Genomic DNA, 24,479 nt, shown 5'->3' with positions numbered 1-24,479 from the left:
CGATGATCCGACCCGGGGGCCTCGGTGGGCCGCCCGAGCGATTGAGCGACTGAGGAGATGCGCCCGTGTCTGCCCGACTGCCCTCGTGGGCCTGGGTCACCGGACTGACCGCGGGCGCGGTCGCCGTGGTCGCCGTCCTCGCCGTACGGGCCGACCAGGGCCCGCGCCCCGAGCCGACGGCGGCCAGGCCGAGCGTCTCGGCCTCCGCGAGCGCGGAGCCGAAGCCCAGGGCGACGGAGAGCGCCCCGCCCGCCGCGCCGGCCGGCTCCGGCACCGGGCGGCGGATCGTGTACTCCCTCACCCGGCACCGGGTCTGGCTGATCGACGCCAGCGACGCCGTGCGCGCGTCCTTCACCGTCTGGCCCGGCACGGTCGCGCCGGACCCGGGCCGCTACAAGGTCGGCACCCGCACCGAGACGACCACCGGCTCCGACGGGGTGCCGATCGAGCACGTGGTGTTCTTCGCCAACAAGGACGGCATCGACATCGCCTTCTCCAACGCCCTCGACGGCTCCTCCCCGCCGCCCGCCCAGGGCCGCAGGACCGGCGGCATCCGCATCGCGAAGACCCCCGGCGACACCCTGTGGGCCTTCGCGACGGCGGGGACGCCGGTGCGGGTGGTCAGCTAGCCGTTGCGCCCTCCCGAGCGGTGAGCTGCACGACGACCAGCACCACACCGCTCATCAGGAACACCCGCGTCGCCGCGTCCAGCCCGTTCCAGTCCGCCGACTGCCACATCGCGAACCACTCACCCCCGATCCCGACGAACCCGGCCCCGAACAGCAGCATCAGCATCAGCAGCCCGTACGTGGACACCCGCCGCGCGACCTCGAACCGCCGCCGCGCCCACAGCCAGGACGCCCCGATCAGCACGAGCGCGCTCACCGTCTCCCAGACGATGATCGCCACATACGCCGCGTCCTGAAGCGCCGTACTGGTCACGGCTCTCCACATCAGATCCTCGTCCTTGAACGTCGTGTCCATCGCCAGCACATGCCGCACGAACTGCTGGTTGGTCCCGAAGTCGGTGATGTTGCCGAGGGCCACGAGGGCGATGTAGAGCGCGGCGACCGCGGTCAACACGCCTGCTGCCAGAGGGAGTACAGAGGCGTGGTCGGTTTTATTGGTGGACATGACAGCCATCCTGCCCTGCTGAGCCGAGTGATCCACCTGGGACGACCACGCACATTGTGTCCTGAACCGATCGTCCCGAGTCGATTACAGTGCTGAACGTCGTACATACGGACGGTCCCCTGGAGGTTCTGGTGGGTGCGGCAGCCGGGGCTGTGTGGGGGCGGGTCGAGCAGCAGGACTTTCGGAGCAGGGTGCGGGGCACGTTGCTGGGGGCCGCTGTCGGGGATGCGCTGGGGTTGCCGGTCGACGGGCTGGGGCTGGACGGGATACGTGAGGCGCACGGGGCGGACGGGGTCGTGGATCTCGTGCCGGCGTTCGGGCGGCGGGGGGCCGTCAGTCATCTGACGCAGCTCGGGCTGTTCACCGTGGACGGTCTGATCCGGGCGCAGGTGCGGCGGGACACCGGGGCCTGGCATCCGCCGACCGATCTGCACCGGGCGTATCTGCGCTGGGCGGCCACCCAGCGCGACTGGGGACCCGACCTGCGGCGCAAGGACGACGGCTGGCTGGCCCGGGAAGAGTGGCTGTACGCCCGGCGCGGGCCCACCAGGCCGCTGCTGCTCGGGCTCGGCGACGACACGATGGGCACCCTGGAGGCGCCGAAGAACCCGGGTGCGGCCGGGCCCGAGGCGGCGGCGCGGTCGGCGGCCTTCGGGCTGCTGGTCGGCTGGGAGCCGCAGCTCGTCGTGCAGCTCGCCCTGGAGTGCGCCGCCCAGACCCACGGCCACCCCGCCGCCGGCCTCGCCGCGGGTGCCTACGCCGTCGTCGTGCACGCCCTCGCCCGCGGCGACAGCCTCGACGGTGCCGTCCAGCGCGCCATGGGCCTGCTCGCCGCCCGGCCCGGCCACCAGCAGGTCAACGAGGCCCTCCAACAGGCCCTCGGCGCCGTCCGCCAGGGCATCCCCGCCCCGGGCCGGGTCGAGGAGCTCGCGGCGACCGGCTCCGCCGAGCAGGTGCTGTCCGCCGCCGTCTACTGCGCCCTCGTCGCCGAGGACGTCCGCCACGGTCTCCGTCTCGCCGTCAACCACGGCGGCCCCTCCGCCGCCACCTCCTGCCTCACCGGCGGTCTCCTCGGCGCCCTGCACGGCGAAACGGCCCTCCCGCCGGCCTGGCTGGCCGAGCTGGAGGGCCGTCCCACCATCCTGGAACTGGCCGACGACTTCGCCATGGAGATGACCCAGGGGCCCGCCCTGCACGGGCCTGCGGGTTCGTCCCCGGGGTGGCTGGCGCGCTATCCGAGGACGCCCTGAGGGTCGCGGGAAACCGCGCGACCAGCCATGTACGGCCCGCAGACGGCAATGATCAGTCGGCCACCCGCTCCTTCGCCGTCTGGGCGGGAACCGCCGCGACCCCGTCGCCGTCCGTGTTGACCCGCTCGATGATCGCCATCCGCTCCGGCGTGTCCTCGGGCCTGACGAACCCGATCACCACGTACAGCACCAGCGAGACCGCCAGCGGGATCGACACCTGGTACTGCAACGGCACTCCGCCGTCGACGTTCCAGTGGATCGGGTAGTTGACCAGCCAGAAGGTCAGCAGCCCCATCGCCCAGCTGGTCAGCGCCGCCGTCGGGCCCGAGCGGCGGAACGGCCGCAGCAGCCCCAGCATCATCGGGATCGCGATCGGGCCCATGAGCCCGGCCACCCACTTGATCACCACGGTGATGATGTCCTTGAAGGCGGGCGAGTTGACCTGCGTCGCCACCGCCATGGACAGGGCGAGGAACACCACGGTCGTCAGCCGCGCGGCGATCAGTCCGCTCCGCTCGCTCCAGCCGCGCGCCTTGGCGGAGACGACCGGCGCCACGTCACGGGTGAACACCGCCGCGATGGCGTTGGCGTCGGAGGAGCACATGGCCATGGTGTGGGAGAAGAACCCGACGATGACCAGGCCCAGCAGACCGTGCGGGAGCAGCTGCTCGGTCATCAGGCCGTACGAGTCGGACCCGTCCGGCTTCTGCGCCTCGACCAGCAGCGGTGACATCCACATCGGGAAGAACAGCACGACCGGCCACACCAGCCACAGCACCGCCGACAGCCGCGCCGACCGCTCGGCCTCGCGCGCCGACGGCGTCGCCATGTAGCGCTGGGCCTGGTTGAGCATGCCGCCGTTGTACTCGAACAGCTTGATGAAGAGGAAGGCCAGGAGGAAGACCGTCCCGTACGGTCCGACCAGCGGCTCCCCGTGCCCCTGGAGCTCCGGCTCGTCCCAGGCGCCGAAGAAGCCGATGCCCTTGTCGTTCAGCTCCATGACCACGGCGACGAACATCGCGATGCCGGCGAGGAGCTGGATGACGAACTGGCCGAGCTCGGTGAGCGCGTCGGCCCACAGGCCGCCGATCGTGCAGTAGATGGCCGTGATGCCGCCGGTGATGAGGATGCCCTGGTTCAGGGACACGCCCGTGAACACCGACAGCAGGGTCGCGATCGCCGCCCACTTGGCACCCACGTCCACGATCTTCAGCAGCATGCCCGACCAGGCCAGTGCCTGCTGCGTCTTCAGGTCGTAGCGGTTCTTCAGGTACTCCAGCGGCGAGGCCACATGAAGCCGTGAGCGCAGCCGGTTGATCCGCGGCGCGAACAGCTTCGAGCCGATGGCGATGCCGAGGGCGATGGGGAAGGACCAGGTCACGAAGGACGTGACGCCGTAGGTGTAGGCGATGCCGGCGTAGCCGGTGAACATCACCGCGCTGTAGCCCGACATGTGGTGCGAGATGCCGGACAGCCACCACGGCATCTTGCCGCCCGCGGTGAAGAAGTCGCTGACGTTGTCCACGCGTTTGTGCGACCAGACGCCGATGGCCACCATCACGCCGAAATAGCCGATGAGCACGGCCCAGTCGAGACCGTTCATGTGCGCCCTCCCAGGGATCAGCCCGGCGCTCATCGTGGGTGGTCGTGCGTGAGCACGACAAGGCGGCGATAGGTCAAGGGCAGGTAAAATCATTCGAGGTGATGTCCCGAGTTCACATTCATGAACCCGTCGCGCCGACTCCGGTACGCTGACCAGCAGTGGCTGTGCGGTGAGCGTCCCCGCCCCGTCCGATCCCAGGAACGGCCCAGGGGCGAGCCGGTCTACGCCGGCAGGCTGCGCCGGTTCAGCGCAGCTCCTCCGGGCACGGCGTGCCGCGGGGCAGCTCGTAGGGCGAGGCGATGCGGTAGGTGCCCGCGCGCGGGGCGAGGAGCTCGGTCCACTCCACGCCGAGGGCGTCCTCCTCGGTCTCCATCAGACAGCCGTTCACGTTCTCGTACGTCTTCGGCTCGCCCTCGGGCCGCTCCTCGGACTCCTCCGTCTCCCGCGGCCCCTCCACGCCCTTGCCGTCGGCGTCGACCAGCTTCAGCCACGGGGAGTACGGGATGCGGATGAGGATGCGGCCAGGCTCGGACACCGTCAGGGTCATCTCGTCCTGGTCGGCCCGGTCCACCGTGGCCGGCGGGTCAGCGAGCGGGGTCGGGTCGGTCACCGCGAACAGCTGCCAGTTCGCGTCGCCCCACACCTGCCGCAGATACGGCAGCCCGCGCTGCACCAGCTCCCGCTCCCGCGCGGCGCCCTCCCCGTCCGGCTCCCCCTGGGGCAGCACCACGTAGTGCACCGCCCAGCGGCCGAGCCAGTCGTGGTAGTTCGCCGAGTTCAGGGTGTCGTCGTAGAAGAGCGGGTTGCGCTCCATGTCGGCCTGCCGGTTCCAGCCGCGGGCCAGGTTCACGTACGGCGCGAGCGCGGAGGCCTCGCGGTGCGAGCGGGCCGGCACGACCTCCACCCGGCCCTGGCCGGCGCCGATCTCCTGCAGCTCGTTGACCAGCGGCGCCAGCTCGCGCGCCCAGGACGCCTCCGGGGTGGTGTGCACGATGTCGTCGACCGACTTGAAGCCGATCCAGACCGTGAACCCGGCGAACGCCACCACGATCGCGTACCACTTGCGCGAGCGCGGCACCGCGAACGGCAGCGCCGCCAGCAGCGTCACACCCGCGAACAGCATCGCCAGCCGGGTGATGTTCGAGCCGATCTGCGAGCTGATCACCCACACCATCAGCACCGCCAGCCCGTACACCGCGGCCGTGATCCGCACGGTCTTCCAGGCCCGCGGTACGACCGCGAAGACCACCGCCGAGAAGACCAGCGGCAGGAACGCCGACGCGAACGACATCGGCTGTGTGCCGGAGAACGGGAACGCCCACGCCGACACCGCCACCACCGCGGTCGGCCCGAGCCCCAGCGCCCAGGCGCCCGGCAGCCGCTTCTGCAGGAACAGCGCCGCCGCGACCAGACCCACGAACAGGCCCGCCACCGGCGAGGACATGGTGGCCAGCGCCGCCAGCGGGGCCGCGCACAGCGCCTTCGCCCACCGCTTGTAGCGCCACTTGTACGGCCAGCAGAACACCACCGCGACCGCGCCCAGCGCGAACATCGTGCCGAGCCCGAACGTCACCCGGCCCGAGGCCGCGTTGCACAGGAAGGCGAACAGCCCGGCCAGGGAGGCCCACAGCGGGTTGCGCACCGCGCGGCTGCGCATCAGCACCAGCGTCAGCAGGCCCGCGGACACCGTCCCGGCGATCATCATCGTCGTACGGACACCGAGGACCGACATCAGATACGGCGACACCACGCTGTAGGACACCGGGTGCATGCCGCCGTACCAGGCGAGGTTGTACGCCGAGGCCGGGTGGCGGCCGACGAACTCCGCCCACGCGTCCTGCGCGGCGAGGTCGCCGCCACTGTTCGCGAAGGTGAAGAACCAGACGATGTGCAGAACACCCGACAGGGCGGTGAACGCGAGGACCGGGTGGCGCAGGAACCTCTCGCGGACGGCGGCCACGGCACGGCGGGCGCGGGTGGGGGGCTCCTCAGGCGCGGGCAGCGGTATTCGCGGGCCGGCGTCCGGGCCCGGACCGGTCTCGTCGGCGCGTGTCGGCTCCGCAGTGGCCACCTGTTGGCACTCCCCGTGTCCCGTCTTCTGCTGTCGGCCGCGGGTTCCCGCAGACTTCACGGCCATGTCTCCACGGCCGGCGACCTTGTCCCGTTTCGTGACGCTAGCACGCGGCCCGCCGACCGCACCCGGGGCGGGTGCCGTCGACGGGCCCGGCGAGGTCCGTGCAGGTCAGGCGATACGGGTCAGCTTGTCCGTCCAGCCCGGTTCGACCAGTTCGCCCTGCAGGGCGACCGGTACCTTGACCGCGCCGGCCGCGCTGCCGTCACCGACGGTGAGCGTGCCGACCTGGGTGCCGGCCTTCGCGGTGTGCGGCAGGTCGTCGGCGGCGAAGTTCAGCTCCACCTCGAGGCCCGCCCAGCCGACCGCGGTGACGTCCTTCGTCACGACGACCGGGGTACGGCCGCCGAGGCCGTCGTCGACGTACCCGACGACACTGCCCTTCTTCAGGATCGTCGCCGACTCCAGCCGCTCCTGCGCGGCCCGGATCAGCTTGTCGCCGGCCGACAGGGCGCCCTGCAGGATCGTGTTGTCGAAGCCGCCCTCCGGCTGGCGCAGGACCGCGCCGACGATGGTGCGGGTCTCGCCGCCGACCTCCTTCTTCGCCGCGAAGACCAGGTTGCCGCGGGCGGAGGTGGTGGTGCCGGTCTTGATGCCGACGACGTCGTTCTTGCCGACCAGCTGGTTCCAGTTGGGGTGCCTGTCGCCCTTGTAGTCGTAGTACTCCATCATCGCCGCCACCTCGCGGAACGCGGGCTCCTTCATCGCGGCCTTGGCCAGCTTCACCTGGTCCACGGCCGTGGAGACGGTGGTGTCGTTCAGGCCCGAGGGGTCGGTGTACGTCGTGTTCGTCATGCCGAGGTCCGCGGCGGCGGCGTTCATCTTCGCCACGAAGCCCTTCTCCGAGCCGGCGTCCCAGCGGGCGAGGAGGCGGGCGACGTTGTTCGCGGAGGCGATCAGGATGCTCTCCAGGGCCTCGCGCTCGGAGATCGAGTCACCGGCCGTCACCTTCACGGTCGACTCCCCGTCCGCGGAGGCCTGCTCCTCGGCGGCCTTGTCGACCTTGATCATCGGGCCCTCGGCGCCGCTCTTGAGCGGGTGGTCGCGCAGGATCAGGTACGCCGTCATGACCTTGGCGACGCTCGCGATCGGCACGGGCTTCTGCTCGCCGGACGAGCCGAACGAGCCGATGCCCTGGACGTCCAGCGCGCCCTGGCCCTCCTGCGGCCACGGCATGCCCTGGAGGTCCCCGGCGAACGTGTAGCTGTCCTTCGCGGTCAGGGTCAGCTCCGGCGCCGGGAGCGGGCGCATGGACTGTACGACCGCAAAGACCACGAGAAGCAGCAGGACCAGCGGGGTCCAGATCTTGACGCGGCGCACCGCCGTTCGCAGGGGGGTCTGCGGGGGCGGCGGGGTGTTCGTCAGCTCGGCCAGCAGGTCCAGCGGCGGCTTGGGCGGCAGGGGCTGCTGGGTGGTGCGCTCCTGCTGCGCGGGCTGGGGCGGGTCGGCGGGCTTGAGGGCGACGAACTTGCTGGTGCGCTCCTGCGGCGCGGGCTCCGGCGCCGGGTCGGCCTTGGGCTCGGGCTTCGGCTCGGCCTTCGGGTCGGCCTTCGGGTCGGCCTTCGGCCGGGGCTTGGGGGCCGCGTCGCCGAGCTTGAGCATGGTGGTGGGCTGGTCGACCTGCGGCTTCGGCCGGACGGCCTTGAACATGGTGGTCGGCTGGTCGACCCCGGCCCCGGCGGGCGTCTGCGGGTCGCTGTCCGCGGGCTCGGCGGGGGTCTGCGGGTCGCTGTCCGCGGGCTCGGCGGGGGTCTGCGGGTCGCTGTCCGCGGGCTCGGCGGGGGTCTGAGGGTCGCTGTCCGCGGGCTCGGCGGGGGCCCGGTCGGCCTCGGCTTCGCCTTCGGCCGTGGTGTTCCCACCCGCACCACCCGTGCGGCGGCTCTCGTCGTCGGCTGCCGGTGACCCCTGCGGGGCGTCCTCGCCGTCGGCGGCCGCGGGCTCGTCGTCGCCGTCGGCGGCCGGCTCAGCGTCAGCCTGGGAGTCCGCCTCGGCGTTCTCCTCCGCGTCCTCCGCGTCAGCCTCGGCCTCCCCCTCCGCGTCCTCCGTGTCGGCCTCGGCCTCCTCCTTCGAGCCCTCCGTGCCCTCCGTGCCCTCCGAGCCCTCCACCGAGTCCGCCTCGGCCTCCGGGTCGGAGTCCTCGGCCTCGGGGCTCTCCTCGGCCTTCTCGCCGGCGCCCTCGCCGTCCGCGGCCTGCGCCGCCCCGCGAGGCTCCTCGGCGTCCTGCTGCGCCTCCTCGGCCGGCTCCCCGGAGGCCGGCTCCTCCGTGTCCTGGTCCGCCTTCGTGACCCATGCGGCGACCGCGGCGCGCAGGCGGGTGTCGTCCTCGTCGGGGGCGGGGGCGGGGGTGTCCTTGGGGAGGGAGAGGATCTTCGTGGCCGTGTCCGGCTCGGACTCGCGGGTGACCGCGAGGCGCGGGTCGCGCGACTCGGACCTGGCTTCGGGAACCGGACGCGCGCTCCCCGGCGTCGGTTCTGCCGACGACTCGCGCTGCTTCGACCTGTCGGGGGACTCGCCCGCCACCGATGCCTCCTGTTGAAACGAACCGTGAACCGCCGCCCGGACACGCGGCCCAGCCGCTGTCCGAACCATGTACCAGTGTCCTGTGTGTGGGCCTGACCAACGCGGTAGACGAGAACGACATACCTGCCGGTTCCCTTACAAACAGGTCACGCACCCTCGACAGACCAATGTGAGAGGGGTCACCCTGTCATTCATCCACGCGGGGAGGCATGGATGGGCAGGAGCCGCAGAACACTTCCGGAGGAGCTTCTGCTGCTGGCATTGGACCCGACGACGGGTACCACTGCACAGCCGCAGTCGCTCGACCTCGGTCTGGCCGGAGCACAGCTAGTGGAGCTGGCGCTGGCCGGACGGATAGCCCCAGACGGGGATCGTATCGCCGTGGTGGTTCCACGGCCGACTGGAGATCCGACACTGGACTGTGCGTTGGAGCTGCTGCGCAGGCGCGGCGCTCCCGTGCGGGCGGTCCACTGGATAGGCGGGCCGCGTCTCGGGCTCCGCCAGACCTACCTCTCGCATCTGGAGCGCTGCGGCATGGTGCATGCCGTGGAGGGCCAGATGTGCGGAGTCTTGCCGACGACTCGTTACCAGGCGACGGACAACGCCATCAGCCGTGAGATCAAGGCACGGCTGGACTCGGCGATCCGCACCGGCGTACCGCCGGACCCGCGGACCGCGGCGCTCGCCGCACTGGCACACGCGGTCGGCCTCGGCAAGCACCTGTATCCGGGCAACGAGGGCCGTTCCTCGCGCTCCCGGCTGCGGGATCTGATCCGGCACGACCCCATGGGCGGACTGGTGGCGCACGCCGTCATGGACGTCCAGAACGGCGTGGCCGCGCAGCCGCGCCGCAGCCCGGCCCAGGCGGGCCGTCAACCCGCCACGGCCAGGACCGCGACGGAACCCGCCCACGGTGTTCCGTTGCAGCCGCACCGCAGCCCCATGGCGCGTGCCGTGGCCCACTGAGCCGCAGTCCCACGGCAGCACCCGCAACACGGCGCCGCCCGGCGCCGACTCGAACCAGCACCGCCGCACGACCCCTCAAGCCCGGTCACGGGAGCCGCTGTTCGAGCGGGGTGGTACGACCGCACGGTCGTGCCACCCCGCTCGGGCGTGTCCGGAAACGGCCGTCCTGCGTTCACTGACGTGCACCTGGCGCATATCCCCCGTTTCCCAGCGGTAGTAAGCACCTTGGTGGCAGTCTGCTCAGCAGCAGATACGCAAAGTGTTAAGTACAGGCAGCAGCCGGAGGTGCACGTCCCGTGGCGTCCAATGTCAATCCCACCGTCAGGAGGCGCCGGCTGGGCCAGGAGCTGCGCAGACTCCGTGAGCTCAAAGGCATGACCGCGGAAGAGGTGGCGGAGCGGCTGCTGGTCTCCCAGTCGAAGATCAGCCGCCTGGAGAACGGACGGCGCAGTATCAGCCAGCGCGACGTCCGCGACCTGTGCGGGGTCTACGAGGTGGAGGACCAGCGGGTCGTCGACTCGCTGATGCAGATGGCCAAGGACTCCCGCCAGCAAGGCTGGTGGCACGCCTTCGGCGACGTCCCGTACAGCGTCTACATCGGCCTGGAGACCGACGCCGCGAGTCTCAGGGTCTACGACCCGCAGGTCGTGCCCGGTCTGCTGCAGACGCGCAGCTACGCCGAGGCGCTGATCGCGGGCGCCTTGCCGGAGGCCGCGCCGGCCGACATCGAGCGCCGCGTCCAGGTGCGCATGCGCAGGCAGGAACGTATTTCCGCGGCCGACAACCCGCTCCGGCTGTGGGCGGTGGTGGATGAGGCCGCGCTGCGCCGCGAGGTCGGCAACAAGCAGGTGATGATCGAGCAGCTGGAGTACCTGCTGGAGGCCGTGCAGCTGCCGCACGTCACCGTGCAGGTGATTCCGTTCTCCATGGGTGCGCACCCGGGCGTGAGCGGCCAGTACGCGATTCTGGAGTTCCCCGACGCCGCCGACTCGACGGTGGTGTACATCGAGGGCGTGACCAGCGACCTGTACCTGGAGAAGGCGCAGGACGTGTCCAAGTACAGCGTGATGTACGAGCACTTGAGGGCACAGGCGCTGAACGTCGAGCAGACGCGGGAGTTCATCGCGAAGGTCGCCAAGGACTACGCGAGCTGAGCCCCTCTGGACATGAAATGCCGGACAGTACACCGGTGAACGACCTTGGCGGAAGTCCCTCTGGAATATGTCATCCGGTCGGGTGAATGGCTGCTCCGGACGGTGGAGTTGGCGAGTAGCGTCGATCACGCCAATCGAGCACGGGGGTTGGCGCGAATGCAGCAACTCGCCTACGGAACCGACCGGAGTGAACATGGCAATCAAGCAGGGTTCGACGGACACGTGGATCAAGTCGTCCTACTCCCAGGGCAACGGCGCGTGCGTCGAGGTCAAGTCCCCTGTCCCCGCCGCTCTGGCCGTGCGTGACTCCAAGGTCACCGACGGCCCGACCCTCGCCTTCCCGGCGGACGCGTGGCAGGCGTTCGTGACGTCGGTCAAGGCGTGAGGGAGGGTCTTCCGATCCTCCGCCGATGACCACAACCTCAAAGGCACGACAAGCACCGCGTGAAGAGCCCTCTCGACGAGTTCGCCGTCCTTGCCGAGGGGGCTCGGCCTGTGCCCGGCGCCGGACGGACCGCTCCGTCCGGCGCCGGGCGTCACGCGGTCACCGCACCGGGAACGCCACGTCGCACACCGGGTCCTCGGGCCCGGCCGCGTCCCAGTCGGCGAAGTAGACCTCCCGGCACGGACCGTCGTAGGCGAGTCCCTCCCGCCTCATCCATTCCTCGACCGCCTCGAACGCGGCCACGATCTGCGGATACACGACCTGCGCCTTGGTGATCCGGGTGTACGCCAGCCGCCGCGCGGGCTCCACCCGCACCGACGCCTGGCGGGTCCGCCCCCGGGCCGCCGCCCACGCCCGTGCCGCCGCCTCGTCGACGACCGGCACGCACGCCTCCACGGGGCCGTCGCTCTCCGCCGACACCTCGGCGTGGTAGACGACGTACGGCGGTCCCGCCACACCCCCGCAGCCCGCCGCGGCCTCCTCCAGCCGGCCCAGCGCGGCCGGGATCCACACCGGCAGCTCCTCCGCCAGGATGTGCCGGGACTCGGCCAGCACCACCTGCGCGGGCACCTCGGCCGTCTCCACCGTGAACTTTCCGTACATCTCGGAGCTCCTCCCCGAAAGACGTCCACGGAGGTACTCGGCCAGCGTCCGCTGCGACGCGAACCGCGCCTCCACGTCCGCCCAGTACGCGGCGAGCAGCGCGGCCGCCTCGGCGCCCTCGGCGCCGGCCACCTCGGCGATCCGGGCGAGCGGCATGTCCAGCTGCCGCAGCAGCGCCACCAGCCGGGCCCGCTCCACCTGGTCGGCCCGGTAGTAGCGGTACCCGGTGGCCGCGTCGACCCGGTCCGGGGTGAGCAGCCCGAGCCGGTCGTACAGCCGCAGCGCCTTGGCCGACAGCCGGGCCCGCGCGGCGAACGCCCCGATGGTCAGCAGGTCGTCGTCCATCTCACGCAGCCTCGTCCTCCGTCGCCGGACGGCCTGTCCGCCCGGCGAGGAGCACGCTCCGCCCTGCCCCAGGGGCAAGGTCAACCGGTGTCAGCCGAGCGCCCGCTCCAGCGCGGCCACGATCTCCTGCGCCTCCGGCTCGGTCTGCGGCGAGAACCGGGCCACGACCTCGCCGTCCCGGCCGACCAGGAACTTCTCGAAGTTCCAGCGGATGTCCCCGCTGTACCCCTCGGCGTCCGCGAAGCCGACCAGCCGCTCGTACAGCGGGTGCCGGCCCTCGCCGTTCACCTCGACCTTCTCGGTCATCGGGAAGGTCACCCCGTACGTCGCCGAGCAGAACTCGGCGATCTCCTCGGCCGACCCCGGCTCCTGGCCCATGAACTGGTTGCAGGGCACCCCGACCACGGTGAAACCGCGGTCCGCGTACTGCTCCTGCAGCTTCTCCAGCCCGTTGTACTGCGGGGTCAGCCCGCACTTCGAGGCCACGTTCACGAGGAGAACGACCTTGCCGAGATACGCACCGAGGTCCGCGGGCCCGCCGGTGAGCGCGCCGATGGAGACGGAGAGGGGAGAGGTGGCACCGAGTTCACTAGTCATGCCCCGGAGCTTAGGGCCTTCACTGGGTCGGGCCCGGCTCGGGCGACGGCATACGGCCGCCGGCCGCGGACGCCCGGTGATCACCCCTGGTCGGAGGCGGCCTTCACCAGCACGTCCCCGGCCGCCGTACGCGAGTACAGCACCGACCGCCCCGCCCGGCGCCGCTCCACCAGCCCCGCGACCAGCAACACCCGCACATGCCGCCCCACCGACCCCAGCCCCTGCCCGGTCACGGCGACGAGCTGCGTCGTGCTCATCGGCGAGGCCAGCCGCACCAGCACGGCGGCCCGGGAGGCGCCCAGCAGCGCGCCGAGACCCGCGGGCGTCCGCCCCGGGGCGAGCACCCCGCTCGCCGGGTACACCACCGCGTGACGGGCCCGCTCCTCGTGACGGGCCCGCTCCTCCCAGGAGACCCAGCCCGCCCTGGGGGTGACCGGCACGAACACCAGCTCGGCCCCCGCGATCTCCCGGGGCGGATACTCGTGCGCGTTGACCTGCAGCCGGTTCTCGCCGAGCCACCGCGTGCCGGGCCGCAGGGCATCCAGTACGGCCGCCCAGCCGCCCCGGCTGACCTGCGCGGTCCGGGCGGCCACGTCCGCCTCCAGGATGCGCCGGCGCCGCTCCCAGTCGGGCGACACCGTCTCGTCCCACACGTACTCCAGAAGCCCGGCCGCCCGCGCCGGCAGGTCGTCCCGCTCCAGGGCGTCCGGCAGCGGCCCGGCGAGGGACATCCGCACATGCGCGCGGGCGTCCTCGGGCCGGGCGGCGCGCACCCGGGCGACCTCCGCCCCGAAGGGCTCGTCGCCGCGGGGGGTCGGCGTGAGGAAGTCGGCGATCCACTCGCGGCCGAGCCCGGAGCGCACCAGCAGCGCGGTGACCGGGTCGGCGGCGAGGCGGGCGCGGTAGCCGGGCAGATGGCGGCGCAGCCACGCGCGCTCGCCCGGGTGCGAGGGCACGCCCGCGTGCAGCAGCTTCAGGCTCGCGAAGGTCTCGGCGAGCGGGGACAGCACGAACCGGCTCCCGGCGAGCGTGTCGGCGTTGACCTGCCACCACCCCACGGCGGAGCACCACCTTTCGCGTACCGGCGAAACAATAACGACGGCACGGCCGTCACTCCCAGACTCCGTGCATGCGCAGCTACCGGGACCTGTTCCGCACCGCGGAGTTCACGCCCTTCTTCCTGTCCTCCGCCGCCCACACCGCGGCCCAGGCGATCGGCGGTCTGGCGCTCGCCACGCTCGTGTACCGGGTCACCGGCTCGCCGCTGCTGTCGGCGGTGAGCATGTTCGGCCCCCAGCTGGCCCAGGTGCTCGGGGCGACCGTCCTGCTGTCGGGCGCCGACCGGCTGCCCCCGAGACGGGCGCTGACCGGCATCGGTCTGGCCTTCGCGGCCGGTACGGCGGTGACGGCGCTGCCCGGTCTGCCGGTGGGGGCGGTCTTCGCGGTGGTGCTCGTGCTGGGGCTGGTCGCGTCGCTGGGCGGGGGCGTGCGGTGGGGGCTGCTGAACGAGATCCTCGCCAAGGACGGCTATCTGCTGGGGCGTTCGGTGTTCAACATGCTCTCCGGGCTGATGCAGATCACCGGATTCGCGGTCGGCGGCACCCTGCTGACGGTGGTGTCCCCGCGCTCCTGTCTGCTGCTCGCGGCGGCGCTGTACGCGATGTCGGCCCTCGGTGCCCGGCTGGGCCTGACCGACCGTCCGCCGCGTGCGGGGGGTCGGCCGTCGGCGCGGGCGACCCGGCGGACGAACGCCCTGCTGTGGTCCTCGCGGCCACGCCGTCTCACCTACCTGGGCCTGTGGATCCCCAACGGCCTCGTCGTCGGCTGCGAGTCGCTCTACGTCTCCTACGCGCCCGGCGCCGCGGGGGTGTTGTTCGCGTGCGGGGCGCTGGGGATGTTCGTCGGCGATGTGACGGTCGGCCGTCTGCTGCGGCCCGGGGTGCGGGCCCGGCTGGCCACGCCGCTGCTGGTGCTGCTGGCCGTGCCGTATCTGTTCTTCGCCCTGCGGCCGGGCGTGGTCTGGGCGGGCGTGGCCGCGTGCGTGGCTTCCGTCGGGTTCGGGGCGAGCCTAATCCAGCAGGAGCGGCTGATGGCGCTGACACCGGACGAACTGGCGGGCCACGCGCTCGGGTTGCACTCCGCCGGGATGCTCACCACGCAGGGCATGAGCGCGGCGCTCGCGGGCGCGATGGCCCAACTGACCTCTCCCGCACTCGCGATGACGGTGACGGCGGCCGCGTCCCTCGCGGTGACGCTCACGCTGGCCGGCCTCGGCCGCGCCTCCCGAAGGCCCGTGAGGCTCAGCCCTGCGGGTCGATGAACACCTCGGGCACCTTGTTGTCCTCCACCACGCGGGCCAGGAGCGCGGCCAGCCGGTCGCGCTCCTGCGCGCTCAGGCCCGAGGGCAGCTCGTCGATGCGGCGGCAGGCGTCGTCGTAGAACTCCTCGGCCAGCCGGGCGCCCTCCTCCGTCAGCGCCACCCGCACGGCCCGGCCGTCGCGCGGGTCGGCCTCCCTGCGCACCAGGCCGCGCTGTGCCGTCCGGTCCACCAGCCCGGTCAGGCTCGACTTCGCCAGCCCCAGCATGTCGCCCAGCTCGCGCATCCCGTACGGCTGCGGCATCAGCACGCACAACAGCTTGCCCTGCTGCGGGGTCAGTCCGTACGCGTGGCTCGCATCGGCGTACACGGCGTTCACCAGGTACGAGGACCGCACCAACGCCGTCACCACGCTCATCCGCCCGCCATCGGCCTGTGCCATGAGGGAAGCCTAACGGCCGTCAGCCGGCTGTCCGGTCCCGCCGTAGATCCTCGGCCGCCTCCGCGAAGGCCCGCGCCGCCCGCTCGAAGCAGTCGAACAGGACACGCGACTCGTCGGTGGGGGGCCTGCGGCGGACGTGGCCGGCCTGCTCCCCGACCCCGTCGGCGGCTCAGCCCGCGGGCGCGAACGCGGTGACCCGGACGCCGGTGTCACAGATCCGGACCGGGTTGCCGAAGGCCGGCCCGAGCGGGCGCGACTCGCCGGGCGGGACCACGTCGAGGCGGGTGACCGGCTCGCACTCGCCGAGACTGGTGAAGGTCAGCCCGGCGGCGGCCGCCTCGCCGGGGGAGAGGGTCACCTCGGCGGCGTCCTCCGCGGCCCCGGCCCAGTCGACCGGCAGCTCGGTACGGCCGGACGCGCCGACGAAGAGCAGCGAGGGGAAGCCCCGCAGCGTGCAGTCGCCCGGGCCCTTGTTCGTCAGCTCGACCGAGGCGCTGCCGGTGCCCGTGCTGCGGGCCACCGCCGTCAGATGCTCCGTACGGCAGTGGTCGGCGGCCGGGGTGGGGAGCCGGTCGGTGCCGTAGAGGACGCCGGGGGGCGGTGAGGGAGTGGCCGTGGGCGTGCCCGTGGAGGTGGCCGTGCCCTTCCCGGCAGGCGCCTGCCCGCTCGCGCCGGGGACCACGGAGCCACCGGTCCGCGGGGCGCCGGTGGAAGCCGTACCGGACGGCGCCGGAGCGGGCCTCTCACCCCGGCCGTCCGCCGTGCCCGAGGGCGACGACGAGCAGCCCGCCGCCCCCGCGAGCAGCAGGGCCGCGGACACGGAGATCAAAGCTCGGCGCATGAAACCGAGGGTATTAGACTCCCGCCCGATCGGTTCACCGGCGCTGCGCAGCGCACCGCCTGAAGGGAAGGGCGCGCTGTGGACGCCAGCGACAGCGACGACGGCATGCGCCGCGCTACGGGTGTCGGCGACGACGGCGTCCGCCGCGCTGGGGGAACCGGTGACGACGGTGTTCGCCGCGCTGGGGGAACCGGTGACGACGGTGTCCGCCGCGTGTCGCGTGCCGGCGGCAGCGACGACGGCATCCGCCGCAGACGCTTCCTCGGTGCCGGAGCCGTCACTCTGGGCGCCGCGGGCGTGGTGGTGGCCGGACAGCTGCCGCCGGGCGACGCGTCGGCGTCCGTGGGCGGCCCGGCCTCGCCGGCCGGGCCCGGTGCGACCGTCAGCGGCACCGTGTTCAAGCTGGGCGTCGCCTCCGGCGACCCGCTGCCCACCGCCGTCGTGCTGTGGACCCGGCTGACCCCCGCCCAGCCGGGCCACTCCGGCATCCTGCCCCCGAGCGTCCCCGTGACCTGGGAAGTCGCCGCCGACAGCGGCTTCACGCAGATCATCAGAAGCGGCACGGCCACCGCGGGTGCCGCCCTCGGGCACAGCGTCCACGTCGACGTCACGGGTCTGAGCCCGGCCACCGGCTACTGGTACCGGTTCAAGGCCCTCGGCCGAACGTCCCCCACCGGCCGCACCCGCACCGCTCCGGCGGCCGGTGCCGTCCCCGAGCGGCTGCGTATCGCGCTCGCCTCCTGCCAGAACTGGCAGCACGGCTACTTCACCGCCTACCGGGACATGCGGGAGCAGCAGCCGGACCTGGTGCTGTTCGTCGGCGACTACATCTACGAGAGCTCCGCCTACTCCTATCGCGTACGCCGCCACGAAGGCGCGGGGGCGCCCGTCACACTCGCCCAGTACCGGGCCCGCCATGAGCAGTACGGCACCGACCCCGACCTGCGGGCGATGCGTGCCGCCGCGCCCTTCGTCGCCGTCTTCGACGACCACGAGGTCGAGCAGGACTGGGCCGGGGACGTGGCGAACGACCCCGTCGCCTGGCCGCCCGAGAAGTTCCTGGCCCGCCGCGCTGCCGCCTTCCAGGCCTTCTACGAGCACATGCCGATCCGCACCGCGCAGAAGCCCAGCGGCCCCGACGCGCTGATGTACCGCAGCCTCGACTTCGGCGCCCTCGCCCGGCTGCACGTCCTGGACACCCGGCAATACCGCGACGACCAGGCCGCCGACGCCGCGGGCGCCCAGCAGACCGGCCGCGTGATCATGGGCGACACCCAGCGGAACTGGCTGGTCAAGAGCATGAAGGAGTCCGGTGCGGCCTGGAACCTCATCGCCTCGCAGGTGATGATGGCCGAGACCGACTTCCTGGCCGGCGAGGGCAAGGAGTGGTCGTACGACGCCTGGGACGGCTACCAGAAGGAACGCGCGGCGCTGCTCGCGGAGTTCCCCGCCGTCCGCAACCCGGTCGTCCTGTCCGGCGACCGGCACCGCACCATCGTCAGCGACCTCAAGCTCGACTACGCCGATCCCGCCTCGAAGGTGGTCGGCGCGGAGTTCGTCGGCACGTCCATCTCCAGCAACGGTGACGAGGACCTGGACGCCTTCGCCGCCGAATGGGCGCCCAAGCTGGCGGACAACCCGCACTGGAAGATCATCGACGCGCGGCGCGGCTATCTGCTGCTCGACCTCACCGCGAGCGGCATCGACGCACGGCTGCGGACGATGTCCACCGTGCTGACCCGGGACGGCACCACGACCACCGCGGCGACGTTCCGCGTGGACGCCGGGGTGCCGGGCGTCCGCCGGACCGGCGTTCAGGGCGAGCCCGAGACCGCCGCCGCGTCCCCCACCGCCTGACCCCAGGAGAGACCGTGTCCCCCACCCGATCCCGGCGCCGCCCCGCCCTGAAGGCACTGCTCGCCGCGGCAACGGCACTCGCGGCGGCGGGCGTCTTCGCGGCGCTGCCCGGCGACGCGGACGCGGTCACCCCGGTACGCGCCGACTTCGACGCCGACGGCACGTCCGACCTCGTCTACCGCAACGTGGCGGGCCAGCTGTACGTCAACACCGGTGCGGCCGAGACGATGGCGCTCGACTCGGACCTGGCCAAGGTCAAGGACGTCCTGACCCCCGGCGATGTGGACTCCGACGGCACCCAGGACGTGCTCACCCTGAGCCCCACCGGCACCCTGCGCCTGCACCCCGGCGTCTACGCCCGCACTCCCGGCGGCCTCGGCTCGTACCGTACGGTCGCCACGGGCTGGCAGATCTACAACAAGGTCACCGCCCCGGGCGACCTGAACCGCGACGGCAGGCCCGACCTGCTGGCCCGCACCCCGTCCGGCGCCCTCTACTTCCACCCGGGCACGGGCACGGGCGCCTTCGGCGGGCGGGTGGGGCTCGGCACCGGCTGGCAGCAGTACGACCAGCTGATCGGCGCGGGCGACCTGAACGGCGACGGCGTCGGCGACCTGCTGGCCCGCACCCCGGCCGGCGTCCTCTACCGCTACCCAGGCACCGGCTCCGGCGGCCTCGGCGCCCGCGTCAAGGACCCGAAGGCCGACTGGGCGACGTACAACCAGCTCCTCGGCGGCGGCGACTGGGACGGCGACGGGCGTACGGACCTGCTGGCCAGGGACTACGCGGGCGCCCTGTGGTTCCTCCCCGGCGACGGCAGGGGCACCTTCGGCGCCCGGCAGGCCCGCAGCAAGGGCTGGGGCCAGGTCACGCAGTTCGCGGGCGCGGGGAGCAACCCGCACTTCGGCAAGTACGGGATCATGGCCCGCACGTCCGCCGGGTCGGTCTACAGCTACCAGGTCACCGGGACCGGCGGCCTGACGGGCAGACTGCTGGTGGGCAGCGCCGCCTGGCCCCCGTCCAGCACCCGCCTCGCCTACGCTTCGTCGCTGCGCGAGGTGGGGCTCGCCGACCTGGTGGTGCACTCGGTGAGCACCGGCAGGCTGACGAACCCGGCGTACTACGCCCTCTCCGACCCCGAGATCGCCGGCGGGTCGACGTCGTACACCCGTGTCCTCGGCCCCGGTGACCTCACCGGCGACGGCAAGGGCGACCTGCTGTCCGTGACCTCGTCCGGCACGGTCTACCTCAACGCGGGCACCGGCTCCGGCATGTCCGTCGCCGCACGCGTGCAGGTGGCCACCGGCTGGCAGGGCTACAACGCCCTCGTCGCGGGCGGCGACTTCACCGGTGACGGGCGCCCCGACGTCCTCGCCCGCGACACCGCGGGCACCCTGTGGCGCCTGACGGGCACCGGCTCGGCGTCGGCCCCCTTCGCGACCCGCGTGCGGATCGGCACGGGCTGGCAGCAGTACAGAAAGCTCTTCTCCCCCGGTGACGCCGACGGCGACGGCAAGGCCGACCTGATGACCACCACCTCCACCGGCGCCCTCCACTTCCACGCCGGCACAGGCACGGGCACCTTCAAGCCCCGTGCCACCAAGGCGACTTCGGGCTGGAGCGTGTGGACCGACCTGCTCTAGCGGGCCTGTCCTCGCCAACTGCGCTGCCGTGCCTGCCGGTTCGCGGGGAAATCACACAAACCACCTATCGCAGGTGATCTTTCGAATGGCACCATTGGGGCGGCATACACGCCTTGTCCTCATCTCCTCAGCGAAGTGTGAGCATCCGTAGATGCGAATATCCCTCGGCGCGGCGCGCCGTACAGGTGGTGCGGCCGTGCTGTCCTTGGCCACAGCCGTGGCCGGTCTCGCCTTTCCCACGACGGCGCATGCGGCCGTGAACTGCTCGGCCGGCGTGTGGAAGGCCCAGTACTACGCCAACACCGCCCTCTCCGGCACTCCGAAGGCCACCGTCTGCGACACCGCCATCGCCGAGAACTACGGCTCCGGCGACCCGTCCGGCGTGACCCTGCCGAGCGACTACTTCGGCGTCCGCTGGACCACGACGCGCAACTTCGGCTCCGGCGGCCCCTTCGACCTGAGCATCGCCGTCCAGGACGGCGCCCGCGTCTACCTCGACGGCACCCGCAAGATCGACCTGTGGCGCAACGTCACCTCGACCCAGCGGAAGACCGTCCGCCTCACCGTGCCGCGCGGAACCCACACCCTGCGGGTCGACTTCGCCGCCTTCACCGGCGCCGCCAACGTCTCCTTCTCCTACAAGCCGGTCATCGGCGCCACGTACGACAAGACCGCACCCCTGGCCCCGGTCGGCGTGAAGTCCGCCTACTCGGCGTCCACCCTGAAGACGACACTGACCTGGTCCCGCAACTACGAGATGGACCTCGCCGGTTACCGCGTCTACCGCCGTGTCGCCGGCACGAGCGGCTGGAGCCTGCGCAACTCCACCCCGATCACGGGCACCACCTTCACCGAGGCGCCCCCGGCCACCGGTGCCGCCTACGAGTACGTCCTGCGCGCCCTCGACCGCTCCGGCAACGTCTCCGCGCTGTCGGCGGTGACGAGCGTCGTCAGCGCCGACAGGACGGCCCCCGACGCGCCCACCGGGCTCACGGCCTCGTACGACCCGACCGCCGGCGCCCGGCTCTCCTGGCCCGCGGTGAGCGGCGCGAGCTCCTACGAGGTGCAGCGGGCGGTCGCGCCCGACGGATCGTTCGCCTCCGTCGGCACGCCCACGCAGAGCACCGAGCTCACCGACCCGTCCGCCGCCGTGGGCACGACCTACTACTACCGCGTGCGGGCCAAGGACAGCGCGGGCAACGCCTCCGCGTACTCCGCGCCCGTCCAGCTCGACGCCACCGAGATCAAGCCGCTGCCGCCGGCGGCCGTCTCCGCCAACGGCTGGGTCGACCGCAACACCGTCGGCTGGCGGTACGACGGTGACGAGTCCCACCGGTTCCACGTCTACGCCGCCGCGTCGGCCGACGGTCCGTGGACCCGGCTGACCGAGACGCCGGTCACCGGCCCCGCCTACGACGACTACGCGGCGCCCGTCCGCGAGGTGCGCTACTACCGGATCAGGACGGTCACGACCCACGGCACGGAGTCGGACCCGTCGGCGACGGCCTCGGCCACCCGCACCGGCGACGTCACCCCGCCGCACATGCCGTACGGCCTGGACGCGACGGACGGCAAGGACGGCGTGCACCTCACCTGGACGCCCAACACCGACGACACGGACCACTACCTCGTCATGCGCCAGGTGACGCTGGGCACGTGGGAGCAGATCGCCGAGGTGTGGGGCGCCCAGTACCTGGACACCAGCACCCCGGTCGGCGTGCAGTACGGCTACACCGTCCGCGCCGTCGACGCGTCCGGCAACGTCTCCCCCCTGCCCGAGCCCGGCTACGGCACCGTCTACGGCAAGCGCCTGCCGATCTACGACCTGCCGGCCGCGCCCGCCTCGGTGACCGCGACGGCCGAGAACGGCAACGTCAAGGTGGAGTGGACCGCGAGCACGTCGACCGACGTGGCCGGCTACTACGTCTACCGCACGACCGGAACGGACCCGTCGTCGGCCTACGCGGTCTCCCCGCTCATCACCGGGACGACGTTCACGAACGAGAACGTGACCGCCGGCAAGACCTGGTACTACGTGGTGCGTGCCGTCAACAAGCAGAGCCGTTGGTCCGACTTCTCGCCGATGGCCGAGGTCACCGTGCCCTGCCCGGTCCTGACCACACCGGCCACCCCCCGGATCACCGGAGGCGGCAGGGGCGCGGACTACGCCCAGATCAACTGGGAGGTCGGAGCCTGCGACAAGGGTGCGACCGTCTCGTACAACGTCTACCGCTCGACGTCCAGCTCGGACGTCTTCACCCCTGAACACCGCATCGCCACGGGCGTGACGGCCCTGACGTACAAGGACCCCGGCCTGGCGCGGGCGTACTACTACTACTTCGTCACCGCGGTCGCCGCCGACGGCACCGAATCGGCGCCCCAGGCCACCCCGTTCGGCATCTCCCTGATGGCGCCCTGACCCCCAGCCCCACCACTCACCCCTCACCCCTCACCCCCGCCGCCCGGACGCCTCCCGCTTCCGGGCGGCGGGGGTTTCGGCGTAGGGGGGCGGTACAGGCAAACGGCCCGGACGAGGGGGCATCCACACCGGAAAGGTGCGGGTCATCGCGGCCTCGCTGGACACTCCCTACTCCCTCGGGCGGGTGCCGGCCGGAGGGCGGAGGCGGCTCGGTCCGATAGTCGGCGCGGGCGCGGGCGCGGGCGCGGGCGCGGGCGTGGGCCCGAGGCCGAACGTCGGCACCAGACTGGGGTCGTTGAACGCCGTGATACGGGAGACGCGGGCCCCGATGAGGGTCAGGACCTGGACGCCGTACGCGTCGTAACGGCCGTCGCCCGTGTGCTGACAGGCGACTGCGGCGGGTTGACCGTTGGCGAGGGTGGGCACCAGGCGCCACCGGTCCCTGGACAGGACCCGATGGGCCAGGAACCCGATGACGGCCCGTCGGCCGGTGAACCAGGTCGGAGTCGGCGGCATCTCCATCTCGACGTCGTCGCGCAGGAGTTCCACGAGCGCGGCGGCGTCGGCGCGGGTGAAGGCATCGACGTAGCGGTCGAGCAGGGTGCGCCGCGTCTCCTCGTCCGGGTCGCTCAGGTCCTCCTGGACCGGTCCGGCCTCGGCCAGGCGGGCCCGGGCGCGGCGCAGCGCGCCGTCGACGGCCGCGGGCGTGGTGCCGAGGATCTCGGCGACCTCGGCCGTCCGGAAGGCCAGCACGTCGCGCAGCGTGAGAACGGCGCGTTGCCGGGCGGGCAGGTACTGGAGTGCGGCGATGAAGGCGAGCCGAACTCCCGTCCTGTCGCTCACGACGGCTGCCGGGTCACCGGCACCCAACAGCGCGTCCGGCGCCGGCTGCAGCCAGGGCACCGACGGCTCGCGCCCGGCCACGGTCACCCGGTGATCGTCCGAGGGCGCGCCGAGGCCCGAGGGAAGGGGCCGCCGGTCGCGTGTCTCCAGAGCCGTCAGACAGACCCGGGTGGCGATCGTGTACAGCCAGCGCCGGACCGAGGAGCGGCCCTCGAACCGGCCGAAGGCACGCCAGGCCCGCACGTAGGTGTCCTGCACGAGATCCTCGGCATCGTGGATCGAACCGACGATCCGGTAGCAGTGCGCGACCAGTTCGGGCCGGTACGGCTCGGTACGGGCGGCGAACTCCGCCTGCATCGCGTCCTCGGCGTACGGGGGCATCGTGGCGGCTCCTCGTGGTGCGGTCGGCTCGGGTCTGCTGTGCGGCGGCGGCTCAGTCGACCGGGCGCAGTCCGGCGCCGGTGACCTTGTACTCCGAGGCGCTGTCGGGGTCCTGGACGACTTCCATGACGGCCCTGGCGGCCCGGTCGGCGGTGAGGACCGGCTGCTCCCGGTTCTTGACGAAGGTGTCCCGGTCGACGCCCTGGCTCGCGGCGTAGCCGTCGATCGCGGCCGAGCCGACACCGCCGGCCGGGGTCATGTTCGGCAACAGCGTGTGGAACCGGATGCCGAGCCCCGCCCGCTGCGCCACGTCGGCCGCGTATCCGTTCAGATAACGGACGGCGGCCTTGGCGCTGGCGTATCCGCCGCTGAGCGGGGAGCCGGCCAGGGCGGCTCCGCTGGACATCGACACGACGACGCTGCCCGGCGCCAGTGGCTCCCGCAGGGCCGCCCGGGTCCAGGCGAAGACGTGGCGGGTGTCGGTGTGCCAGTGACGGCTGAAGGTCTCCCAGGTCTGCTCGTGCACGGGCGCCATGTGCGGCGTGGCCCCCGCGTTGAGGACGAGCAGGCCGGGGCGGTGTTCCTGGATCACGCGCTGCGCGAGCGTGTCGTCGGCGGCATCGGCGGCGACCGGCGTGAACCCGTCACCGAGTTCGTCGCGCAAGGTGCGCAGTCCCCGCTCGTGGCGGGCGATGCCGACGACGTGGGTGCCCCGGGCGACGAGCGCGGTGGCGATCGCGCGCCCGAAGCCGCGGCTGGCACCGGTGACGACGGCGGTGGAGAAGAGATCGGACATCGGACACTCCGGGGTGGTGGTCGGGTGGTGCGGTCCGTATCAAGACCAGGCGCCAGAGGAAAATCCGTCACCGCACCCTGGACCGGGAGTATGACGTGAGTCACACGCGGGTGGACTTCGAGCACCTGCGCATTCCCCCGCAAGGCCGGGACCGCCCCGCAACCGCTCGGCGTGCTCCTCGGTCTGCCGCTG

General features: G+C 72.4%; 20 protein-coding genes. 9 read left to right on the top strand and 11 right to left on the bottom strand.

Going from position 1 to position 24,479, the window contains the following annotated elements:
• Nucleotides 1-65 precede the first annotated feature (65 nt).
• Nucleotides 66-629: a hypothetical protein gene (locus ACIGXJ_RS21250; RefSeq protein WP_399647567.1), complete on the top strand. Its 564-nt coding sequence runs from the start codon at nt 66-68 to the stop codon at nt 627-629.
• On the opposite strand, the gene ACIGXJ_RS21245 is transcribed toward ACIGXJ_RS21250, so the two are convergent.
• On the bottom strand, nt 622-1,134 hold the full coding sequence (locus ACIGXJ_RS21245; protein ID WP_399647565.1) for a DUF2165 domain-containing protein: 513 nt from the start codon (nt 1,132-1,134) through the stop codon (nt 622-624). The two genes, ACIGXJ_RS21250 and ACIGXJ_RS21245, sit on opposite strands and share 8 nt — an antisense overlap.
• 131 nt (nt 1,135-1,265) lie before the next feature.
• Between ACIGXJ_RS21245 and ACIGXJ_RS21240 the strand changes: the two genes are divergently transcribed.
• Complete coding sequence (locus tag ACIGXJ_RS21240) at nt 1,266-2,384, top strand: ADP-ribosylglycohydrolase family protein (RefSeq protein WP_399647562.1); 1,119 nt, start codon at nt 1,266-1,268, stop codon at nt 2,382-2,384.
• A gap of 52 nt (nt 2,385-2,436) precedes the next feature.
• Here ACIGXJ_RS21240 and ACIGXJ_RS21235 read toward each other — a convergent pair whose 3' ends face one another.
• The 3 genes from ACIGXJ_RS21235 to ACIGXJ_RS21225 form a co-directional block, all read right to left on the bottom strand.
• Nucleotides 2,437-3,987: a sodium:solute symporter family protein gene (locus tag ACIGXJ_RS21235; protein ID WP_399647560.1), complete on the bottom strand. Its 1,551-nt coding sequence runs from the start codon at nt 3,985-3,987 to the stop codon at nt 2,437-2,439.
• Between the two features lie 244 nt (nt 3,988-4,231).
• Nucleotides 4,232-6,058: an MFS transporter gene (locus ACIGXJ_RS21230; protein ID WP_399647558.1), complete on the bottom strand. Its 1,827-nt coding sequence runs from the start codon at nt 6,056-6,058 to the stop codon at nt 4,232-4,234.
• 171 nt (nt 6,059-6,229) lie between these two features.
• Entirely contained in the window at nt 6,230-8,638 is a 2,409-nt protein-coding gene (locus ACIGXJ_RS21225) for a D-alanyl-D-alanine carboxypeptidase (protein ID WP_399647555.1), read from the bottom strand.
• 213 nt (nt 8,639-8,851) lie between these two features.
• On the opposite strand from ACIGXJ_RS21225, the gene ACIGXJ_RS21220 reads away from it, so the two are divergent.
• The 3 genes from ACIGXJ_RS21220 to ACIGXJ_RS21210 all read left to right on the top strand — a co-directional run bounded on the left by ACIGXJ_RS21220 (nt 8,852) and on the right by ACIGXJ_RS21210 (nt 11,143).
• Complete coding sequence (locus ACIGXJ_RS21220; protein ID WP_399647552.1) at nt 8,852-9,604, top strand: GPP34 family phosphoprotein; 753 nt, start codon at nt 8,852-8,854, stop codon at nt 9,602-9,604.
• A gap of 296 nt (nt 9,605-9,900) precedes the next feature.
• On the top strand, nt 9,901-10,758 hold the full coding sequence (locus ACIGXJ_RS21215; protein ID WP_399647548.1) for a helix-turn-helix domain-containing protein: 858 nt from the start codon (nt 9,901-9,903) through the stop codon (nt 10,756-10,758).
• A 193-nt stretch (nt 10,759-10,951) separates the two neighbouring features.
• Nucleotides 10,952-11,143 (top strand): DUF397 domain-containing protein, encoded by a 192-nt coding sequence (locus ACIGXJ_RS21210; RefSeq protein ID WP_399647545.1) that lies wholly within the window; start codon nt 10,952-10,954, stop codon nt 11,141-11,143.
• A gap of 159 nt (nt 11,144-11,302) precedes the next feature.
• On the opposite strand, the gene ACIGXJ_RS21205 is transcribed toward ACIGXJ_RS21210, so the two are convergent.
• The 3 genes from ACIGXJ_RS21205 to ACIGXJ_RS21195 form a co-directional block, all read right to left on the bottom strand.
• Nucleotides 11,303-12,151, bottom strand: a complete 849-nt coding sequence (locus ACIGXJ_RS21205; protein ID WP_399647543.1) for a MerR family transcriptional regulator — start codon at nt 12,149-12,151, stop codon at nt 11,303-11,305.
• Nucleotides 12,152-12,241: 90 nt separating this feature from the next.
• Nucleotides 12,242-12,748, bottom strand: a complete 507-nt coding sequence (locus ACIGXJ_RS21200) for a glutathione peroxidase (protein ID WP_399647541.1) — start codon at nt 12,746-12,748, stop codon at nt 12,242-12,244.
• A gap of 80 nt (nt 12,749-12,828) precedes the next feature.
• Nucleotides 12,829-13,806 (bottom strand): ArsR/SmtB family transcription factor, encoded by a 978-nt coding sequence (locus tag ACIGXJ_RS21195; protein WP_399647538.1) that lies wholly within the window; start codon nt 13,804-13,806, stop codon nt 12,829-12,831.
• Between the two features lie 71 nt (nt 13,807-13,877).
• On the opposite strand from ACIGXJ_RS21195, the gene ACIGXJ_RS21190 reads away from it, so the two are divergent.
• A complete protein-coding gene (locus tag ACIGXJ_RS21190; RefSeq protein WP_399647536.1) occupies nt 13,878-15,068 on the top strand; it encodes an MFS transporter in 1,191 nt (396 codons plus the stop codon).
• Here the strand turns inward: ACIGXJ_RS21190 and ACIGXJ_RS21185 are convergent.
• Together ACIGXJ_RS21185 and ACIGXJ_RS21180 are read right to left on the bottom strand one after the other, a co-directional pair.
• A complete protein-coding gene (locus ACIGXJ_RS21185) occupies nt 15,049-15,483 on the bottom strand; it encodes a MarR family winged helix-turn-helix transcriptional regulator (protein WP_399648094.1) in 435 nt (144 codons plus the stop codon). The two genes, ACIGXJ_RS21190 and ACIGXJ_RS21185, sit on opposite strands and share 20 nt — an antisense overlap.
• Nucleotides 15,484-15,676: 193 nt before the next feature.
• Complete coding sequence (locus ACIGXJ_RS21180) at nt 15,677-16,348, bottom strand: DUF4232 domain-containing protein (protein ID WP_399647533.1); 672 nt, start codon at nt 16,346-16,348, stop codon at nt 15,677-15,679.
• Between the two features lie 78 nt (nt 16,349-16,426).
• Between ACIGXJ_RS21180 and ACIGXJ_RS21175 the strand changes: the two genes are divergently transcribed.
• The 3 genes from ACIGXJ_RS21175 (at nt 16,427) to ACIGXJ_RS21165 (ending at nt 22,267) form a co-directional block, all read left to right on the top strand.
• Entirely contained in the window at nt 16,427-18,205 is a 1,779-nt protein-coding gene (locus tag ACIGXJ_RS21175; protein ID WP_399647531.1) for an alkaline phosphatase D family protein, read from the top strand.
• Between the two features lie 14 nt (nt 18,206-18,219).
• Complete coding sequence (locus ACIGXJ_RS21170; RefSeq protein WP_399647528.1) at nt 18,220-19,848, top strand: FG-GAP repeat domain-containing protein; 1,629 nt, start codon at nt 18,220-18,222, stop codon at nt 19,846-19,848.
• Between the two features lie 151 nt (nt 19,849-19,999).
• The gene (locus tag ACIGXJ_RS21165; protein WP_399647525.1) at nt 20,000-22,267 is read left to right on the top strand and encodes a fibronectin type III domain-containing protein; all 2,268 of its coding nucleotides are present in this window, start codon (nt 20,000-20,002) and stop codon (nt 22,265-22,267) included.
• A gap of 168 nt (nt 22,268-22,435) precedes the next feature.
• Here ACIGXJ_RS21165 and ACIGXJ_RS21160 read toward each other — a convergent pair whose 3' ends face one another.
• On the bottom strand, nt 22,436-23,491 hold the full coding sequence (locus ACIGXJ_RS21160; protein ID WP_399647523.1) for an RNA polymerase subunit sigma-70: 1,056 nt from the start codon (nt 23,489-23,491) through the stop codon (nt 22,436-22,438).
• A 52-nt stretch (nt 23,492-23,543) separates the two neighbouring features.
• Nucleotides 23,544-24,287: an SDR family oxidoreductase gene (locus ACIGXJ_RS21155; protein ID WP_399647521.1), complete on the bottom strand. Its 744-nt coding sequence runs from the start codon at nt 24,285-24,287 to the stop codon at nt 23,544-23,546.
• Between the last annotated feature and the right edge of the window lie 192 nt (nt 24,288-24,479).

It is taken from the genome of Streptomyces sp. NPDC053367 (assembly GCF_044545925.1).
In the GTDB taxonomy this organism is placed as follows: Bacteria; Actinomycetota; Actinomycetes; order Streptomycetales; family Streptomycetaceae; genus Streptomyces.
This window is presented reverse-complemented; position numbering and strand designations above follow the sequence as displayed.

Excerpts from the sequence above, each read along its gene's own strand:
- ACIGXJ_RS21210 (WP_399647545.1), top strand. The coding sequence starts at position 10,952 with ATGGCAATCAAGCAGGGTTCGACGGACACGTGGATCAAGTCGTCCTAC.
- ACIGXJ_RS21180 (WP_399647533.1), bottom strand. The coding sequence starts at position 16,348 with ATGCGCCGAGCTTTGATCTCCGTGTCCGCGGCCCTGCTGCTCGCGGGG.
- ACIGXJ_RS21165 (WP_399647525.1), top strand. The coding sequence starts at position 20,000 with ATGCGAATATCCCTCGGCGCGGCGCGCCGTACAGGTGGTGCGGCCGTG.
- ACIGXJ_RS21235 (WP_399647560.1), bottom strand. The coding sequence starts at position 3,987 with ATGAACGGTCTCGACTGGGCCGTGCTCATCGGCTATTTCGGCGTGATG.
- ACIGXJ_RS21200 (WP_399647541.1), bottom strand. The coding sequence starts at position 12,748 with ATGACTAGTGAACTCGGTGCCACCTCTCCCCTCTCCGTCTCCATCGGC.
- ACIGXJ_RS21160 (WP_399647523.1), bottom strand. The coding sequence starts at position 23,491 with ATGCCCCCGTACGCCGAGGACGCGATGCAGGCGGAGTTCGCCGCCCGT.
- ACIGXJ_RS21205 (WP_399647543.1), bottom strand. The coding sequence starts at position 12,151 with ATGGACGACGACCTGCTGACCATCGGGGCGTTCGCCGCGCGGGCCCGG.
- ACIGXJ_RS21155 (WP_399647521.1), bottom strand. The coding sequence starts at position 24,287 with ATGTCCGATCTCTTCTCCACCGCCGTCGTCACCGGTGCCAGCCGCGGC.
- ACIGXJ_RS21190 (WP_399647536.1), top strand. The coding sequence starts at position 13,878 with ATGCGCAGCTACCGGGACCTGTTCCGCACCGCGGAGTTCACGCCCTTC.
- ACIGXJ_RS21245 (WP_399647565.1), bottom strand. The coding sequence starts at position 1,134 with ATGTCCACCAATAAAACCGACCACGCCTCTGTACTCCCTCTGGCAGCA.
- ACIGXJ_RS21220 (WP_399647552.1), top strand. The coding sequence starts at position 8,852 with ATGGGCAGGAGCCGCAGAACACTTCCGGAGGAGCTTCTGCTGCTGGCA.
- ACIGXJ_RS21185 (WP_399648094.1), bottom strand. The coding sequence starts at position 15,483 with ATGAGCGTGGTGACGGCGTTGGTGCGGTCCTCGTACCTGGTGAACGCC.